This window comes from Pseudomonas baetica (genome assembly GCF_051216495.1).
Lineage (GTDB): Bacteria > Pseudomonadota > Gammaproteobacteria > Pseudomonadales > Pseudomonadaceae > Aquipseudomonas > Aquipseudomonas baetica_B.
This window is the reverse complement of record NZ_JBPKAM010000071.1, coordinates 15,596-33,663: the sequence shown is the minus strand read 5'-3', so window position 1 is coordinate 33,663 and position 18,068 is coordinate 15,596. Positions and strand designations below refer to the sequence as shown.

The window sequence follows — 18,068 nt, the reverse complement described above, 5'->3', positions numbered from 1 at the left end:
GTTTCTCCTCTTCTCCTTCCCCTCTCCCCTCCCCCCCCCCCCCCCCCCCCCCCCCCCCCCCCCCCTCTTCTCCCCCCCCCCCCCCCCCCCCCCCCCCAGGCCGGCACTGACACCGACCTGCAAGGGCGAAAAAGCAATCAGCCCTTGAACACTTCATCCAGCAAGTTGTGCATCGAAGTGAACGCCCGTGCAGCCACCTTGGCGTCATACATCATCATGCCCGGCACCTTGGCATGCGGGTCAGTGAACGAGTGGAACGCCCCGCCATAGCTCAGCAGTTGCCAATCCACACCGGCGGCATTCATCTCATCTTCGAACGCCGGCAACTGCTCTTTCGGTACCAATGGATCGGACGCGCCGTGCAATACCAGCACCTTGCCCTTGATGTTTTTCGCATCGGCCGGGTTCGGGGTATCGAGGGTGCCGTGGAACGATACGGCCGCCTTCACCGGTGCGCCGGTACGGGCAAATTCCAGTGCGCAGCAACCGCCGAAGCAAAAACCGAAGGTGGCCAGTTTCGACGTATCGACCGCCGCTTCGCCTTGCTTCTGCAACTGTTCGAACGCCGCTTGCATGCGCTTACGCAGCAAAGCACGGTCATTTTTCAACGGCATCATCGCCGCGCCCGCCTCGTCGTTGTTCTGCGGACGCACCGATTGGCCGTAGAGATCCGCGATCAGCACCACGTAGCCCTTGGCTGCAACCGATTTGGCGATCTCCTCGGCACCGGCGCCAACGCCCATCCAGTTCGGCGCCATCAGCAACCCAGGGCGCGCGCCTTTATGCTCGGCATCAAAGGCCAGGCGGCTTTCGTAGGACTGGCCGTCAATCTGGTAGGCAACGGAACGTACAGTGATTTGGCTCATTTCTGACTCCTGATTGTTTAAACACCAGAATGAAAAAACCCGCCGAAGCGGGTTTTTCTACAACGCAATCAAGCCGACAGTTCAACCAGCAGCTTGTTCAGACGGCGCACATAGGCCGCCGGGTCTTTCAAGCTGTCGCCGGCCGCCAGGGCTGCCTGATCGAAGAGGATGTGCGACAGATCGCCGAAGCGCTCGTCGCTCTGCTCGCTGTCCAGCTTCTCGATCAGCGGGTGAGCCGGGTTGAATTCGAAGATCGGCTTCGAATCCGGGACCTTCTGACCGCTGGCTTCCAGGATCTGGCGCATCTGCAGGCCCAGGTCCTGCTCGCCGATGGCCAGGATCGCCGGAGAGTCGGTCAGACGATGGGAAACCCGTACTTCAGCAACGGATTCGCCCAGTGCGGTCTTGAGGCGTTCCACCAGCCCTTCCTTGGACTTGGCGACTTCTTCCGCGGCCTTCTTGTCCTCTTCCGAGTCAAGGTTACCCAGGTCCAAATCACCGCGCGCCACGTCAACGAAGCTCTTGCCGTCGAAGTCACTGAGGTAGCTCATCAGCCACTCATCGATACGGTCGGTCAGCAGCAGCACTTCGATGCCTTTCTTGCGGAAGACTTCCAGGTGCGGGCTGTTTTTGACCTGAGCGTAGGTTTCGCCGGTCAGGTAGTAAATCTTGTCCTGACCTTCCTTGGCACGGGCCAGGTACTCGGCCAGACCGACCACTTGCTCGCCGTCATCACCATTGGTCGACGCAAAACGCAGCAGGCCGGCAATTTTCTCTTTGTTGGCGAAGTCTTCTGCCGGGCCTTCTTTCATGACCTGGCCGAAGTTCTTCCAGAAGCCTTTGTACTGCTCAGGCTCGTTCTTCGCCAGTTTTTCCAGCATATCCAGCACACGCTTGGTCAGCGCCGACTTCATGGAGTCGATGATCGGGTCTTTCTGCAGGATTTCCCGCGAGACGTTCAGCGACAGGTCGTTGGAGTCGACTACACCCTTGATGAAGCGCAGGTACAGCGGCAGGAACGACTCGGCCTGGTCCATGACGAACACACGCTGCACGTACAGTTTCAGGCCTTTTGGCGCCTCACGCTGGTACAGATCGAACGGTGCACGAGCCGGCACGTACAGTAGCGAGCTGTATTCCAGCTTGCCTTCGACCTTGTTGTGGCTCCAGCTCAGCGGGTTTTCGAAGTCGTGAGCGATGTGCTTGTAGAACTCCTGGTACTCCTCATCCTTCACTTCAGTGCGAGGACGGGTCCACAGGGCGCTGGCACGGTTGACGGTTTCCCACTCCACGGCCGGTTTTTCTTCGCCTTCGGCGACTGCTGCTTCTTTCGGCAATTCGATCGGCAGCGCGATGTGGTCGGAATATTTCTTGATGATGTTGCGCAGGCGCCAGCCATCAGCGAATTCATCCTCACCGGACTTCAGGTGCAGGACGATACGGGTGCCGCGCTCGGCCTTGTCGATGGTAGCGACTTCGAATTCGCCCTCACCCTTGGAGGACCAGTGCACGCCTTCGCTGGCCGGGCTGCCGGCACGACGGCTGAACACGTCGACTTTGTCGGCAACGATGAACGCCGAGTAGAAACCGACACCGAACTGACCGATCAGGTGCGAGTCTTTCTTCTGGTCGCCCGACAGGTTTTTCATGAAGTCGGCGGTGCCGGATTTGGCGATGGTCCCCAGGTGGGTGATCACATCTTCACGGCTCATGCCGATACCGTTGTCTTCGAGGGTGACGGTCTTGGCGTCCTTGTCGAAGCTCACACGGATTTTCAGTTCGGCGCCACCTTCCAGCAATTCTGGCTTGGCGAGGGCTTCGAAACGTAATTTGTCTACAGCGTCAGAGGCGTTCGAGATCAGTTCGCGAAGGAAAATTTCCTTGTTGGAATACAGCGAATGGATCATGAGGTGCAGCAGCTGCTTTACCTCGGTCTGGAAGCCCAGGGTTTCCTTTTGAGTTTCCACACTCATGGTCATCAAACTCCAATCAGATGGCATAAGCCGCGACCAAGAGGGCCTGCGGCGGGTTGTCATCAGAGTTGGGGGCACCGTTCAGGATTTCAAGGGCTCCTCAAGCTTGAAATGCGCCCGAGCCGTGGCAATGGGTTCGCCTTCGGTGGTTTGCCATGCCGTAATCGCCACGTTGGCCACCCGACGCCCCTGGCGGCACACCTGGCAGCGGGCCCAGGTATCACGGAATTGCCCGGCACGCAGGTAATCGAGGGAAAAGTCGATGATCTTCGGGACACCTGGCGAGCCGGTCGCAATCAACAGGTGCAATGCGGCGGCCAACTCCATGAAGCCGGCAATCACGCCACCATGGATAGCGGGCAATAACGGGTTGCCAATATTGTCCTTGTTGGCCGGCAGCCGAAACAGCAATTCATCCCCCACCCGCGAGCATTCGACGCCAATCAGCGCGGCGTAAGGAATCAGCTGCAGCATCGAGGCATAGTCACCCTGCTCATGGGCCTTTTGTAGTTGCGCCTGGAAACTGTCCGTCATTGCGCACCTCCGGCGATGCCGCCACCAAAGCCTTTAGTGCCCTTGATGCCCTTGCCCATGCGCATGAAAGTCCCCACCACATGGGCGATCGGTTGCTCGGGATCGTCCTGATAGGCAAAGCCACGCGCGAAGATCACGTCAGTGGTCACCCGGTAGCACTGGGCGAAACCATAGACATCCTTATGCGGCTCGGCGGCATGCATGTAGTCGATGCGCAGATCCAGAGTCGGACAGACTTCAAATTCAGGCAGCACGCACAGCGTAGACATGCCACAGGCCGTATCCATCAGCGTGGTCAATGCACCGCCGTGAATCACACCGGTTTGCGGGTTGCCAATGATTTGCGGGCTGTAGGGCAACATCACGGTGAGCCCTTCGCTGCTGGCGCTATGAACCTGCAGCCCCAGGACCTGACAATGTCGCAGCGCGGACAAAAATCGCGTTGCACGCTCAAAAACGGGGGTTTCGGCCATTTGATAAAAACTCTTATTTAATGTGCTGACAGTACAGTAATGACGATTGGAAAAGTTCCACGCTAGAACAAACTTATATATCTGAACGACATGAGGAACTTAACCCTGATGACGGCGCTCGAAAGGCCAGTAAGATATTTTTCATCAGGAGAAACACCCCATGCGTAAGACTTTAGCTATTGCCTTGATGTTGACCGCTTCCCTCGGTCTCGCCGCTTGCGATAAAAAATCCGAGGACAAAGCTCAAGACGCAAACCAACATGCTGAGCAAGCCCAGCAAAAAATGAACGAAGCTCAGGATAAAGTGAACGAAGCGGCGAAAGAAAACGCCGAAGCCGCCAAAGATCAGGCTGAATCGAACGAAGCAGCAGCAAAAGAAGCCGCTCCGGAAGCACCTAAGAACTAAGACAGTTTTTAGCGTGACAAAAGAAAACCCGCCAAGTGCGGGTTTTCTTTTGTCTTCGATTTAATTTTCTTTCTCAGCGCTAGAGCAAAATCGTTCGAAAAGTCGGACTAATCATCAGCAACAGCGAACAGATTAAACCCACCAACCAAACCAGACTGCGTTGCCACGCCAGATCCCTCCAGTAACACACCAAATAGATAACTCGCGTGATCACGAAGATGATCGCCAGCCAGTCTATGAGCCACCCCGCCGTTTGCGTGGTATGCGCCATCAACACACCGACTGCAAACAATATGAACGCTTCGAAACTATTCTGGTGTGCCGCCACTGCCCGCGCACCCAGTCCGGTGAGTTGCGCCTGCTGTTGGCGCGGCAAGTGATTGTTATAACCACCCTGCTCTTTCATAGCCGTGGTGACGGGCATGCGTGCCACGTAAATCAGCACGGCACTGATAAACACACACCAGAATGGAATACTCATCAAGCGGCCTCTTTACTCACCTCTGGCAACGGCGCCTCTGTAGGGGTATAGACCATCACGTCGAGAACGTCTGAGTGAAACTCGCGGCGATACAATACGAACACAACGCCGGCACTCATCAACATGAACAACCAAGGGCTGACAAACCAGGCCAGCATGGACATGCCGAAATAATAAGAACGCAGGCCAAAGTTGAACTGGTTGGCAGCCATGGAGATGACTCGCGCAGCGCGAGCGGCAAAGGCCTTGCGCTCCAGCTCCGACACTTGGCGTTCACCAATCATCGGTGCCGACCCCACCAGAATGGCGGCGAAGTTGTATTGGCGCATGCACCAGCTGAAGGTAAAGAACGCGTAGACGAACACCAGCGCCAGGCACAGTAACTTGATTTCCGACATGCCTTGGGAAGCCTGCTGCACCATCGGAATATCCGCCAGTAACGACACCGCCCTTTCGGAAGCCCCAAGCACCGTAAGAATGCCGGCGAGGATAATCAGCGTGCTGGAAGCAAAGAACGATGCATTGCGCTCCAGGTTACCGATCACACTGGCGTCGGCGATGCGGTTGTCACGCAGCAGCATGCGGCGCATCCAGTCTTCGCGGTAAAGATGCAGAACGCTGGCAAGACACGCGGTATCGCGGCCCTTCCATGTCGCATAACGGGTATAACCGCCCCAGCAGATGACAAACCAGAGCGCGGCCAGGAGGTGGATCAGGTTGGCTTGGATGAACGACATGCAGGTCCTTGTAATGTATTGGCGGAACACCGTACCCCTTGTAGGAGCGAGCATGCTCGCGAAGGTCGCGAACTATGGCGCGTGTTTTCTGAATACACGCGTTGCTCTCAGGTTTTTCGCGAGCATGCTCGCTCCTACAGGGGATTGCGCAGTCTTTCGACGTTAGCGCAGAAGAAAAGACACCGCATCGCCCCATAAAAAAATGCCCCGTATCGATTGATACGGGGCATTTCTATTTTTGCTCACAAGCCCGCTTGTGACGGGCCAGCGAAGCTTTAAGCCAGCGCTTCTTCGCGCTTGCCCAGCATGCGATCGCAAACCACCGCGACCACCAGGGTCATCACCGAAGGCACCAGCCACGCCAGGCCCTGCTCGCTCAGCGGCAGGTGAGCCAGTTGCGTCGGCATCCAGTCCGCCAGGCCAGCCCCCTTGAGGGCGTCGATCAGTCCGAAGATAAACGACACCAACATCACCGGGCCAATGATGCGGCTCTGCTCATGCCAGAAGTCCTTGCAGAAGCTCAGGGCAACCAGAGCGATGCACGGCGGGTAGATTGCAGTCAGGACCGGGATCGAAAACGCGATCAGCTTGGTCAGGCCCAGGTTGGACACCAGCAGCGAAAACGCAGCAAGGATAATCACCAGGGTCTTGTAGGACAGCGGCAATACCCGGCTGAAGTACTCGGCGCAGGCACAGGTCAGGCCGACCGCCGTGACCAGGCACGCCAGGGAGATCAGCACCGCAAGGAAACCGCTGCCCAGGGAACCGAATGTGTGTTGTACGTAGGCATGCAGCACCGCCGCACCGTTGGTCGCACCGACGGCCACTTCATGGCTGCCCGAACCGAGACGGAACAGGCTGATGTACACCAGCGCCAGGCCCACGCCGGCAATCAGACCGGCAATGATCGCGTAACGGGTGATGAGCGCTGGCGATTCGACACCACGCGAGCGGATGGCATTGACGATCACGATGCCGAACACCAGGGCGCCAAGGGTATCCATGGTCAGGTAACCATTGATGAAGCCCTGGGAGAACGGTGCTGCAACGTATTCAGGCGTTGCGTGGCCAATTTCACCCGCCGGCAAGGCGAATGCCGCGATACCGAGCACAGCCAGGGCAATAATCTTCAGCGGGGCGAGGAATCGCCCTACGGTATCCAGCAGACGCCCCGGATAGAGCGAGATGAAGAACACCAGCAGGAAATACACCGAGCTATAGAGAAACAGCGCCAGCGGGCTTTCGCCAGTCAGTGGCGCCAGGCCCACTTCGAAGGACACGGTAGCCGTACGTGGCGTGGCAAACAGAGGTCCGACAGCGAGGTAGCAGGCGGCAGCCAGCAGGCCACCGGCGATTTTGCCGATCGGGCTGCTCAGGGCATCCATGGCGCCACCGACCTTGGCCAGCGCAACAACGGTGATGACCGGCAGACCCACGGCCGTGACCAGAAAGCCCAGCGCCGCCATCCAGACATTAGGCCCGGACTGCAAACCGACGATAGGCGGGAAGATGATGTTGCCGGCCCCGACGAACAGGGCAAACGTCATAAAACCAAGTGCCAGGATGTCCTGACCTTTCAACACTTTCATTAAGGAAATACCACACTACTGAATCGGAATTTAGAGAGGGGTTTCCCTTATGGTTGAGGGAAATGCAGTCGGTCCGTATGGGACTGACCCGTTTAGCGCGTAGCTGCCTTGTGGGCGGCGGACGCAAAAATGGCGAGTAGCCTAACGAATTTGGGCGGTAAACGCACTGTTAGAGGGCGAACATTCCGATACGCGACACTTTCGTGTCGCGTTTATGTATGAAGAACAGCCACAAGCTGCAAGCTTCAAGCAACAAGCTTGTGCTCTGCAGCCTTTAGCTTGCGGCTTGAAGCTTGCAGCTTGTAACTGCTCCTAAAGCACAAAGGCCACCCGAAGGTGGCCTTTGTTTGGTGAAGAGTCAGCTAAGCGCGAGGCTTACTTGACTTCCCAACCAGTCAGCTCGGCCAGGGCCTTGCCGATGTCTGCCAGCGAACGCACGGTTTTTACGCCTGCGTCTTGCAGCGCAGCGAATTTCTCGTCTGCAGTGCCTTTGCCGCCAGAGATGATTGCGCCAGCATGGCCCATGCGCTTGCCCGGAGGAGCAGTCACACCAGCGATGTAGGAAACAACCGGCTTGGTCACGTTTGCCTTGATGTAGGCAGCCGCTTCTTCTTCAGCCGAACCGCCGATCTCACCGATCATCACGATCGCTTCGGTCTTCGGGTCTTCCTGGAACAGTTTCAGGATGTCGATGAAGTTCGAACCCGGGATCGGGTCACCACCGATGCCGACGCAAGTCGACTGACCGAAACCGGCGTCAGTAGTCTGCTTAACAGCTTCGTAGGTCAGGGTGCCGGAACGGGAAACGATACCGACCTTGCCTGGCAAGTGAATGTGACCTGGCATGATGCCGATCTTGCATTCGCCTGGAGTGATCACGCCTGGGCAGTTAGGGCCGATCAGGGTAACACCCAGCTCGTCGCACTTAACTTTAGCGTCCAGCATGTCCAGGGTAGGAATGCCTTCGGTGATGCAAACGATCAGCTTGATGCCGCCGAAAGCAGCTTCCAGGATCGAGTCCTTGCAGAAAGGAGCCGGAACGTAGATTACGCTGGCGGTGGCGCCAGTGGCAGCTACGGCGTCTTTCACGGTGTTGAACACTGGCAGGCCCAGGTGCTCGGTGCCGCCTTTGCCTGGAGTTACACCACCAACCATCTTGGTGCCGTACTCGATGGCTTGCTGGGTGTGGAAACTACCTTGCGAACCGGTAATACCCTGGCAGATAACTTTGGTGTCTTTATTGATCAGGACGCTCATTATTTGCCCTCCGCAGCTTTGACAACTTGTTGAGCAGCGTCGGTCAGGCTGGTAGCAGCGATGATGTTCAAACCGCTTTCTGCCAGTACTTTAGCGCCCAGCTCAGCGTTGTTACCTTCAAGGCGAACAACAACCGGGATTTTCACGCCGACTTCTTTCACTGCACCGATGATGCCTTCGGCAATCATGTCGCAACGAACGATGCCGCCGAAGATGTTAACCAGTACTGCAGCGACGTTGGTGTCGGACAGAATGATTTTGAAAGCTTCGGTCACGCGTTCTTTGGTAGCACCGCCGCCCACGTCGAGGAAGTTGGCTGGCTTGCCGCCGTGCAGGTTGACGATGTCCATGGTACCCATGGCCAGGCCAGCACCGTTGACCATGCAACCGATGTTGCCTTCCAGCGCTACGTAGTTCAGTTCGAACTTGGCAGCGTGCGCTTCGCGCGGATCGTCTTGCGACGGATCGTGGAAAGTCTTCAGCTTAGGCTGACGGTACATGGCGTTGGCGTCGATGTTGATCTTGGCGTCCAGGCAGTGCAGATCGCCGTCAGCCTTGATCACCAGCGGGTTCACTTCCAGCAGGGCCAGATCGTGATCCTGGAACAGTTTGGCCAGACCTACGAAGATCTTGGCGAACTGGGCAACTTGCTTGCCTTCCAGACCCAGCTGGAATGCCAGCTCGCGACCCTGGAATGGCTGAGCGCCAACCAGTGGATCGATAGTGGCTTTCAGAATTTTTTCTGGAGTGTCGTGAGCGATTTTCTCGATGTCCACGCCACCTTCGGTGGAAGCCATGAACACGATGCGACGGCTCGAACGGTCAACGACAGCGCCCAGGTACAGCTCTTTAGCGATATCAGTGCACGATTCAACCAGGATCTTGGTGACTGGCTGACCATTGGCGTCAGTCTGGTAAGTCACCAGACGCTTGCCCAGCCACTGCTGTGCGAAGGCTTTGGCGTCTTCTTTGTTGCGAACCAGCTTAACGCCGCCCGCTTTACCGCGACCACCGGCGTGGACCTGGGCTTTGACAACCCACTCAGTGCCGCCGATTTTGTCGCAAGCTGCTGCTGCTTCTTCCGGGGTGTCTACCGCGTAGCCTTTGGATACTGGCAGGCCGTACTCAGCGAACAGCTGCTTACCCTGATACTCGTGAAGATTCATGCTTTTTACCGTCTTCGTTAGGTACTGCGCATTCGGTGCTGCACTCGTTAAAGTGCCGCACCACCTGTGACTGCTGCTTGCGTAGCCTTTCCGGATACCCGGTGCAGCTACGCAAGACTGCGTCCAGCGGACATTCCGCGGTGAGTCTTGCACGCAAGGCTCACGACGGGCCGTACCGCCGTGGTTTCTTATTGTGTCTTAACGCTTCTTGCGGTTGGCGATGTGGATGGCGCCGCCATTCACTGCCAAAGCAGCTTCGTGCAAGGCTTCAGACAGGGTCGGATGGGAGAAAACCATCATGCCCAGGTCTTCAGCGCTGGTGCCGAATTCCATACCGATCGCGCCCTGCTGAACCAGTTCTGCAGCGCTTGGGCCAATCACGTGGACGCCCAATACGCGGTCTGTCTTGGCATCTGCGATGACCTTGACGAAACCGCCGGTATCGTTGGCAGCCATGGCACGGCCGGAGGCTGCGAACGGGAAGGTGCCGACGTTAACTTCTACGCCTTCAGCTTTCAAGGCCTGCTCGGTTTTACCAACCCACGCGATTTCCGGGTGAGTATAAATAACCGAAGGGATCAGGTCATAGTTCATCTGAGCCTTGTGGCCCTTGATGCGCTCGACAACCATGATGCCCTCTTCCGACGCCTTGTGCGCCAGCATCATGCCGCGAACCACGTCGCCGATGGCGTAAACGCCCGGTACGCTGGTCGCGCAGTGGTCGTCGACAAACACGAAACCACGCTCGTCGATGGTCACGCCGCTGTCGGCAGCCAGCAGATCAGTGGTCACTGGACGGCGACCAACGGCAACGATCAGCTTGTCGAAAGTGATGGTCTGCTCACCGTTGGCATCGGTGTAGTTCACAACGACTTCGTCGCCGTTCACTTTGGAACCGGTCACGCGAGCGCCCAGCTTGATGTCCAGGCCTTGCTTGGTCAGAGTCTTCAGCGCTTCCTTGGAAACGGCGGTGTCAGCTGCCATCAGGAAGGTATCCAGGGCTTCCAGGACAGTCACTTCTGCACCCAGACGCGACCAGACCGAACCCAGCTCCAGACCGATCACGCCAGCGCCGATCACGCCCAGACGCTTAGGCACGGTCTGGAATTCCAGGGCGCCAGTGGAGTCGACGATGACTTTCTGGTCGACAGGAGCCGGAGGAATGTCGATCGGACGGGAACCGGATGCCAGGATCACGTTCTCGGCTTCGATGACTTCAACCGAACCGTCCGGCTTGGTGACTTCGACTTTCTTGCCGGCCAGCAGCTTGCCGTGGCCCTGGATCGAAGTAACGCCGTTGGCCTTGAACAGGGTGGCAACACCGCCGGTCAGGTTCTTGACGATGCCAGCCTTGCGGCCAACCATCGCAGCGACGTCCATTTTGACTTCGCCGGTGGAGATACCGTGGACGTTGAAGCTTTCTTTCGCTTCCTTGTATTTCCAGGAGCTGTCCAGCAGCGCCTTGGATGGAATGCAGCCTACGTTCAGGCAAGTGCCGCCCAGGGCCAGTTTGCCTTCGCCATCGGTGTACTTCTCGATGCAGGCAGTGGAAAGGCCCAACTGTGCAGCCTTGATGGCAGCCACGTAGCCGCCAGGGCCCGCGCCGATCACTACAACGTCAAATTTCTGCGACATTCAAAAAATCCTCTTTAGCAATAAAGCTACGAGCCGCAAGCCACAAGCTGCAAGCCCACACGCTCGTTTTGAGCTTGTGGCTTGAAGCTTGAAGCTTGCAGCTGTTTCTTAGATATCCAGCAACAGACGAGCCGGATCTTCCAGCAGGTTCTTGATGGTCACCAGGAAGGTTACAGCTTCTTTGCCATCGATCAGACGGTGATCGTAGGACAGCGCCAGGTACATCATCGGACGGATCACGACCTGGCCGTTGATTGCCATAGGACGCTGGATGATGTTGTGCATGCCCAGGATGGCCGCTTGTGGCGGGTTGACGATCGGGGTCGACATCATCGAGCCGAAGGTGCCGCCGTTGGTGATGGTGAAGGTACCGCCGGTCATTTCTTCGATCGACAGTTTGCCGTCACGGGCTTTCTTGCCGAAAGTGGCAATGCCGCCTTCGATTTCAGCCAGGCTCATCAGTTCGGCGTTACGCAGAACCGGCACCACCAGACCACGATCGCTGGACACGGCAACACCGATGTCGGCGTAGCCGTGGTAAACGATGTCCGAACCGTCGATCGATGCGTTGACAGCAGGGAAGCGTTTCAGGGCTTCGGTGGCAGCCTTCACGAAGAACGACATGAAGCCCAGGCGCACGCCGTTGTGGGACTTCTCGAACAGGTCCTTGTACTTCGAACGCAGGGCCATGACTTCGGTCATGTCGACTTCGTTGAAAGTGGTCAGCATCGCCATGTTCGATTGAGCTTCAACCAGACGCTCGGCAACCTTGGCACGCAGACGGGTCATCGGGACGCGTTTTTCAACGCGGTCACCGGCAGCGAATACCGGAGCGGCAGCGGCAGGTGCAGCAGCCTTGGCAGGCGCGGCAGCCGGAGCGGCTTTCTTGGCGGCAACAGCTGCCACCACGTCTTCCTTGGTCACGCGACCGCCTTTGCCAGTACCGGCAACGGAAGCGATGTTGATGCCGTTTTCTTCAGCCAGCTTGCGAGCAGCCGGTGCAGCAACAGGATCGTCTTCGCCATCGGCAGCAGGAGCAGCAGCCTGAGCAGCGGCCGGTGCAGCAGCAGGAGCTGCGGCGGCAGCGCCACCTTCAACGATCGAGCCCAGCACTTCGTCGGACAGAACGGTGTCGCCTTCGCCCTTGACGATAGCGCCCAGCACGCCGTCAGCAGTGGCCAAAACTTCCAGTACGACTTTGTCGGTTTCGATGTCGACGATCAGCTCGTCACGCTTGACGGCGTCGCCCGGTTGTTTGTGCCAGGTGGCAACGGTGCCATCGGCAACCGATTCCGGGAAAGTGGGGGCTTTGATCTCGATAGCCATTATCTGTGGTTCCTTAAATTCGGTTTCAGGTGCGCGAAGGCATTAAACGGTAAAGGCGTCTTGCAGCAGTTGTTCCTGCTGCTCGGCGTGCATCGATGCGTAACCGCATGCCGGTGCAGCAGAAGCCTCACGGCCCGCGTACTCGAGTACGAGAGACTTGTTGAGGTTGCTGATGCTGCGACGCATGTGGTGCTGGCTGCTGTACCAAGCGCCCTGGTTCATCGGCTCTTCCTGACACCACACGGCATGCTTGGCGTTGGTGTAAGGAGCCAGGACTTCGTTCAAGTCGTCCTCAGGGAATGGGTACAACTGCTCGATACGCACGATGGCGATATCGTCACGGCCTTCGGCACGGCGTTTCTCCAGCAGGTCGTAGTAGACCTTGCCGCTACACAGAACAATGCGCTCGACCTTTTTCGGGTCCAGGGCATCGATTTCCGGGATAACGGTCTGGAACGAACCTTCGGCCAGATCTTCCAGAGTCGAGATGGCCAGCTTGTGACGCAGCAGCGACTTCGGAGTCAGGACTACCAGTGGCTTGCGCAGCGGGCGAATCACCTGACGGCGCAGCAAGTGGTAGATCTGGGACGGCGTGGTCGGCATGCATACCTGAATGTTGTGCTCGGCGCACAGCTGCAGGTAACGCTCCAGACGCGCCGAGGAGTGCTCAGGGCCCTGACCTTCGTAGCCGTGTGGCAGCAACATGGTCAGACCGCAGAGACGACCCCACTTGTGCTCGCCGCTGGTGATGAACTGGTCGATCACGACCTGTGCACCGTTGGCGAAGTCGCCGAACTGGGCTTCCCAGATAACCAGGGCGTTTGGCGTGGTGGTCGAGTAACCGTACTCGAACGCCAACACCGCTTCTTCGGACAGGAACGAGTCGTACAGGTCGAAGCGTGGCTGACCGTCGTACAGGTTCTGCAGCGGGATGTAGGTGCCCGCGTCCTTCTGATTGTGCAACACGGCATGACGGTGCGAGAACGTACCGCGGCCGATGTCCTGGCCGGTCATGCGGATCGGGTGACCTTCGAACGCCAGGGTCGCGTACGCCATGGTTTCGGCGTAACCCCAGTTGATTGGCAGGCCGCCGGCTTGCATCTTCTGACGGTCTTCGTAGATCTTGGCAACCTGACGCTGAACCACAAAGCCTTCCGGAATTTCCAGCAGCTTGGCGGACAGTTCCTGCAAGGTCTTGAGGTCGAAGCGAGTGTCGTGACGCGCAGTCCAGGCGTGGCCCAGATATGGACGCCAGTCCACGAACAACTCTTTGTTCGGCTCTTTGACCAGCGATTTCACTACGTGCAGACCGTTGTCCAGCGCGTTGCGGTATTCGTCGACTTTCGCCTGAACGCGCGCTGCGTCCATCACACCGCTCTGGGTCAGACGATCGGCATACAGCTCACGGGTGGTGCGCTGCTTGGTGATCTGCTGATACATCAGAGGCTGGGTGCCGCTAGGTTCGTCGGCCTCGTTGTGGCCGCGACGACGGTAGCAGACCAGATCGATCACCACGTCACGCTTGAACTGCATGCGGTAGTCGATGGCCAGCTGGGTCACGAACAACACGGCTTCCGGATCATCACCATTTACATGGAGGATCGGCGCCTGGATCATTTTCGCGACGTCGGTAGCGTACTCGGTGGAACGCGAGTCCAGCGGGTTGCTGATGGTGAAACCAACCTGGTTGTTGATCACGATGTGCACGGTACCGCCGGTCTTGAAACCGCGGGTTTGCGACATCTGGAAGGTTTCCATCACCACGCCTTGACCGGCGAATGCCGCGTCACCGTGGATGGAGATCGGCAGAACCTTCTCGCCGGTAGGGTCGTTGCGACGATCCTGACGGGCGCGAACCGAACCCTCGACCACCGGAGATACGATTTCCAGGTGGGACGGGTTGAACGCCATGGCCAGGTGAACTTCACCGCCGGTGGTCATCACGTTGGACGAGAAGCCCTGGTGGTATTTAACGTCACCGGAACCCAGCTCGACCTTCTTCTTGCCTTCGAACTCGTCGAACAGCTCGCGCGGGTTCTTGCCGAAGGTGTTGACCAGCACGTTCAGACGGCCACGGTGGGCCATGCCGATAACGATTTCCTTGGTGCCGTAGGAACCCGAACGCTGGATCAGCTCGTCGAGCATCGGAATCAGGCTTTCGCCGCCTTCCAGACCGAAACGCTTGGTGCCCGGGTATTTGGTACCCAGGTATTTTTCCAGGCCTTCGCCGGCCGTCACGCGCTCGAGCAGGTGGCTCTTGATGTCGGCGGAGTACGTCGGACGGCCGCGCACGCTTTCCAGACGCTGCTGGAACCACTGGCGCTGCTGGGAATCGGTGATGTGCGTGAATTCAGCGCCGATGGTGCGGCAATATGTCTGCTGCAACGCTTCGTGAATTTCGCGTAGGCTCGCTTCCTCTTTGCCGATGAACAGGTCGCCGGCACGGAAGGTCGTATCAAGATCGGCATTGGTCAAGCCGTAATGATTGATCGACAGGTCTGCAGGTGCAGTACGCTGCCACAGTCCCAGCGGGTCAAGCTGGGCTGCCTGGTGGCCACGCATACGGTAGGCCTGGATCAATCGCAGCACTTCAACTTGCTTCTTCTCGTGCTCACTGCTCACGCTACCGGCGGAAACCGGTTGGGCGCGGCGCTGGTTCTTTGCCAGCAAGACGAAATGATCGCGAATTGTGGAGTGCGAAACATCGGTGGCAGAGTTGCCGTCGGTAGGCAACTTCTGAAAGTAGGTGCGCCACTCTTCTGGCACAGCGTTAGGGTCGTGCAGGTAGAGCTCATAAAGCTCTTCCACATAGGCAGCGTTTCCACCTGAAAGGTGGGCGCTGTTCCACATGCGCTGCATCACGCTTTCTTGCATGCTTGGTCACCCTCGGTTAGGGGAACACCATCGGCGAAGACACCGAGCAAACTTGCAGAAGTCCGAATGCAGCGACCAAAACAAGCCACTTAGGATCACGCTGATAGTCCGGGTACCAGCCCGGATGCCCCTGCTTGTCTCATTTCTTCAAAAGAAGAGCCGCAGCTTTTGGCTACTGCTCTGGTTATAACCATGACGCGGGTTGAAGCCCGCGCCTTGGTCTTTACAGTTACAGCGGTCTTACGGGTACAACAGCTGAATCACACGCCGCTCGAGAGCAACATGTTACGGATGTGACCGATGGCCTTAGTCGGGTTCAGGCCTTTCGGACATACGTTGACGCAGTTCATGATCCCGCGGCAGCGGAATACGCTGAACGGGTCATCCAGCGAAGCCAGACGCTCGGTAGTCTTGGTGTCGCGGCTGTCTGCCAGGAAGCGGTACGCTTGCAGCAGGGCAGCTGGACCCAGGAACTTGTCCGGGTTCCACCAGAAGGACGGGCAAGAGGTCGAGCAGCAAGCGCACAGGATGCACTCGTACAGACCATCGAGCTTTTCACGCTCTTCAGGGGACTGCAGACGCTCGATGGCCGGAGCCGGCGTGTCGTTCTGCAGGAATGGCTTAACCTTCTCGTATTGCTTGTAGAAGATGCTCATATCGACGACCAGGTCACGGATCACCGGCAAACCTGGCAGAGGACGAACGATCAGCTTGTTACCTTTTACAACGGCGGACAGCGGCGTGATGCACGCCAGGCCGTTCTTGCCGTTGATGTTCATGCCGTCGGAGCCGCAAACGCCTTCACGGCAGGAGCGACGATAGGAGAAACCTTCGTCCTGCTCTTTGATCAGCGCGAGCACGTCCAGCACCATCAGGTCCTTACCACCGGTATCGACCTGGAATTCCTGCATGAACGGCGCAGCGTCCTGATCAGGGTTGTAACGATAAACACTGACTTGCAACATGGCGGTCACCCTTAATAAGTCCGGACTTTAGGTTCGAAAGTCGGAACAGTCTTCGGCGAGAAGTTCACGGCACGCTTGGCAACACGCTTCTCACCCGGGAAGTACAGGGTGTGGCACAGCCAGTTTTCGTCGTCACGGTCTTCGAAGTCTTCACGGGCGTGAGCACCGCGCGACTCTTTACGTACTTCGGCAGCGATGGCGGTAGCTTCAGCCACTTCCAGCAGGTTTTGCAGCTCAAGGGCTTCGATTCGCGCAGTGTTGAACGCCTGCGACTTGTCGTTGATCTTGACGTTGGCGATGCGCTTGCGCAGATCGGCCAGCTGGGCAATACCCTTCTGCATGTATTCGCCGGTACGGAATACACCGAAGTAGTTCTGCATGCAGCTTTGCAGCTCGCGACGCAGGGTGGCCACGTCTTCGCCGTCGGTACGAGCGTTCAAGGCGGACAGACGCGCCAGGGCAGCTTCGATGTCGGCTTCGGTGGCGTCGTCGTATTCGATACCGTCGGTCAGCGCCTTCTCCAGGTGCAGGCCGGCAGCACGACCGAAGACCACCAGGTCGAGCAACGAGTTGCCGCCCAGACGGTTGGCACCGTGAACCGATACGCAAGCCACTTCGCCTACAGCGAACAGGCCAGGGATGATGGTGTCGACGCCATCGGCGTCCTGGGTGATCGCCTGACCATGAATGTTGGTGGCAACGCCGCCCATCATATAGTGGCAAGTCGGAACGACCGGAACAGGAGCAACAACCGGGTCAACGTGAGCAAAGGTTTTCGACAGCTCGCAGATGCCTGGCAGACGGCTGTGCAGCACTTCCTCGCCCAAGTGGTCGAGTTTGAGCATTACGTGGTCGCCATTCGGACCGCAACCGTTACCGGCGATGATTTCCTTAACCATCGAACGGGCAACGACGTCACGACCTGCCAGGTCTTTGGCGTTCGGAGCATAACGCTCCATAAAACGCTCGCCGTGCTTGTTGATCAGGTAACCACCTTCACCACGGCAACCTTCGGTTACCAGAACACCGGCGCCGGCAATACCGGTCGGGTGGAACTGCCACATTTCGATGTCTTGTACCGGTACGCCTGCACGCAGAGCCATGCCGACGCCGTCACCGGTGTTGATCAGGGCGTTGGTGGTCGAAGCGTAGATACGACCTGCACCACCGGTCGCCAGAACAGTGGCCTTGGCGCGGATGTAGGTGGTCTCGCCGGTTTCGATGCAAATCGCGATCACACCGACGAACTCGCCTTGACCGTTTTTCACCAGGTCGACAGCGTAGTACTCGTTCAGGAACGTGGTACCGGCTTTCAGGTTGCCCTGATAAAGGGTGTGCAGCAGCGCGTGACCGGTACGGTCGGACGCTGCGCAAGTGCGAGCAGCCTGGCCACCCTTGCCGTAGTCCTTGGACTGACCGCCGAACGGACGCTGGTAGATACGGCCGGTTTCGGTACGGGAGAAAGGCAGACCCATGTGGTCCAGCTCGAATACGGCGGCCGGGCCTTCCTGACACATGTATTCGATAGCGTCCTGGTCACCGATATAGTCGGAACCTTTGACGGTATCGTACATGTGCCAGCGCCAGTCATCGTTCGGGTCGGCCGACGCGATGGCGCAGGTGATGCCGCCCTGTGCCGATACAGTGTGCGAACGGGTCGGGAACACTTTGGTGATCACGGCAGTCTTGTGACCGCCTTGTGCCAGTTGCAGCGCTGCGCGCATGCCTGCACCGCCGCCACCAATAATGATGGCGTCGAAAGAAATCGTTGGAATGTTAGCCATGA

Annotated in this window: 15 protein-coding genes; 1 reads left to right on the top strand and 14 read right to left on the bottom strand. The window is 58.0% G+C overall.

The window, feature by feature from the left end; all coding sequences use genetic code 11:
- Positions 1-137: 137 nt before the first annotated feature.
- From ACSFE6_RS22225 to ACSFE6_RS22210, 4 genes are all read right to left on the bottom strand, one after another.
- The gene (locus ACSFE6_RS22225) at positions 138-866 is read right to left on the bottom strand and encodes a dienelactone hydrolase family protein (RefSeq protein ID WP_435429588.1); all 729 of its coding nucleotides are present in this window, start codon (positions 864-866) and stop codon (positions 138-140) included.
- Positions 867-934: 68 nt separating this feature from the next.
- Complete coding sequence (gene htpG, locus ACSFE6_RS22220; protein WP_435429587.1) at positions 935-2,839, bottom strand: molecular chaperone HtpG; 1,905 nt, start codon at positions 2,837-2,839, stop codon at positions 935-937.
- Positions 2,840-2,920: 81 nt separating this feature from the next.
- Positions 2,921-3,313, bottom strand: coding sequence for a PaaI family thioesterase (locus ACSFE6_RS22215; RefSeq protein WP_435429589.1), 393 nt, complete (start codon positions 3,311-3,313; stop codon positions 2,921-2,923).
- A gap of 56 nt (positions 3,314-3,369) precedes the next feature.
- The gene (locus ACSFE6_RS22210) at positions 3,370-3,846 is read right to left on the bottom strand and encodes a PaaI family thioesterase (protein WP_435429586.1); all 477 of its coding nucleotides are present in this window, start codon (positions 3,844-3,846) and stop codon (positions 3,370-3,372) included.
- A 160-nt stretch (positions 3,847-4,006) separates the two neighbouring features.
- Here ACSFE6_RS22210 and ACSFE6_RS22205 point away from each other — a divergent pair, with 160 nt between their 5' ends.
- The gene (locus ACSFE6_RS22205; RefSeq protein WP_433736556.1) at positions 4,007-4,252 is read left to right on the top strand and encodes a hypothetical protein; all 246 of its coding nucleotides are present in this window, start codon (positions 4,007-4,009) and stop codon (positions 4,250-4,252) included.
- A gap of 79 nt (positions 4,253-4,331) precedes the next feature.
- Here the strand turns inward: ACSFE6_RS22205 and ACSFE6_RS22200 are convergent, their stop codons facing one another.
- From ACSFE6_RS22200 to sdhA, 10 genes are all read right to left on the bottom strand, one after another.
- Positions 4,332-4,733 (bottom strand): MAPEG family protein, encoded by a 402-nt coding sequence (locus ACSFE6_RS22200; RefSeq protein ID WP_435429585.1) that lies wholly within the window; start codon positions 4,731-4,733, stop codon positions 4,332-4,334.
- Entirely contained in the window at positions 4,733-5,470 is a 738-nt protein-coding gene (locus ACSFE6_RS22195) for a DUF599 domain-containing protein (protein WP_435429584.1), read from the bottom strand. The genes ACSFE6_RS22200 and ACSFE6_RS22195 overlap by 1 nt, the downstream gene beginning before the upstream one ends.
- A 275-nt stretch (positions 5,471-5,745) precedes the next feature.
- On the bottom strand, positions 5,746-7,059 hold the full coding sequence (gene brnQ, locus ACSFE6_RS22190) for a branched-chain amino acid transport system II carrier protein (protein ID WP_435429583.1): 1,314 nt from the start codon (positions 7,057-7,059) through the stop codon (positions 5,746-5,748).
- Between the two features lie 375 nt (positions 7,060-7,434).
- Entirely contained in the window at positions 7,435-8,316 is an 882-nt protein-coding gene (gene sucD / locus ACSFE6_RS22185) for a succinate--CoA ligase subunit alpha (protein ID WP_085723285.1), read from the bottom strand.
- On the bottom strand, positions 8,316-9,482 hold the full coding sequence (gene sucC, locus ACSFE6_RS22180; RefSeq protein WP_433736560.1) for an ADP-forming succinate--CoA ligase subunit beta: 1,167 nt from the start codon (positions 9,480-9,482) through the stop codon (positions 8,316-8,318). Before sucC ends, sucD begins: the two co-directional genes overlap by 1 nt.
- A gap of 198 nt (positions 9,483-9,680) precedes the next feature.
- Positions 9,681-11,117: a dihydrolipoyl dehydrogenase gene (gene lpdA, locus ACSFE6_RS22175; protein ID WP_435429582.1), complete on the bottom strand. Its 1,437-nt coding sequence runs from the start codon at positions 11,115-11,117 to the stop codon at positions 9,681-9,683.
- Positions 11,118-11,225: 108 nt separating this feature from the next.
- Complete coding sequence (gene odhB, locus ACSFE6_RS22170) at positions 11,226-12,443, bottom strand: 2-oxoglutarate dehydrogenase complex dihydrolipoyllysine-residue succinyltransferase (protein ID WP_435429581.1); 1,218 nt, start codon at positions 12,441-12,443, stop codon at positions 11,226-11,228.
- Between the two features lie 42 nt (positions 12,444-12,485).
- Positions 12,486-15,317 (bottom strand): 2-oxoglutarate dehydrogenase E1 component, encoded by a 2,832-nt coding sequence (locus ACSFE6_RS22165; protein WP_435429580.1) that lies wholly within the window; start codon positions 15,315-15,317, stop codon positions 12,486-12,488.
- 260 nt (positions 15,318-15,577) lie between these two features.
- Entirely contained in the window at positions 15,578-16,282 is a 705-nt protein-coding gene (locus ACSFE6_RS22160; protein WP_435429579.1) for a succinate dehydrogenase iron-sulfur subunit, read from the bottom strand.
- A gap of 11 nt (positions 16,283-16,293) precedes the next feature.
- Positions 16,294-18,066: a succinate dehydrogenase flavoprotein subunit gene (sdhA, locus tag ACSFE6_RS22155; RefSeq protein ID WP_435429578.1), complete on the bottom strand. Its 1,773-nt coding sequence runs from the start codon at positions 18,064-18,066 to the stop codon at positions 16,294-16,296.
- Between the last annotated feature and the right edge of the window lie 2 nt (positions 18,067-18,068).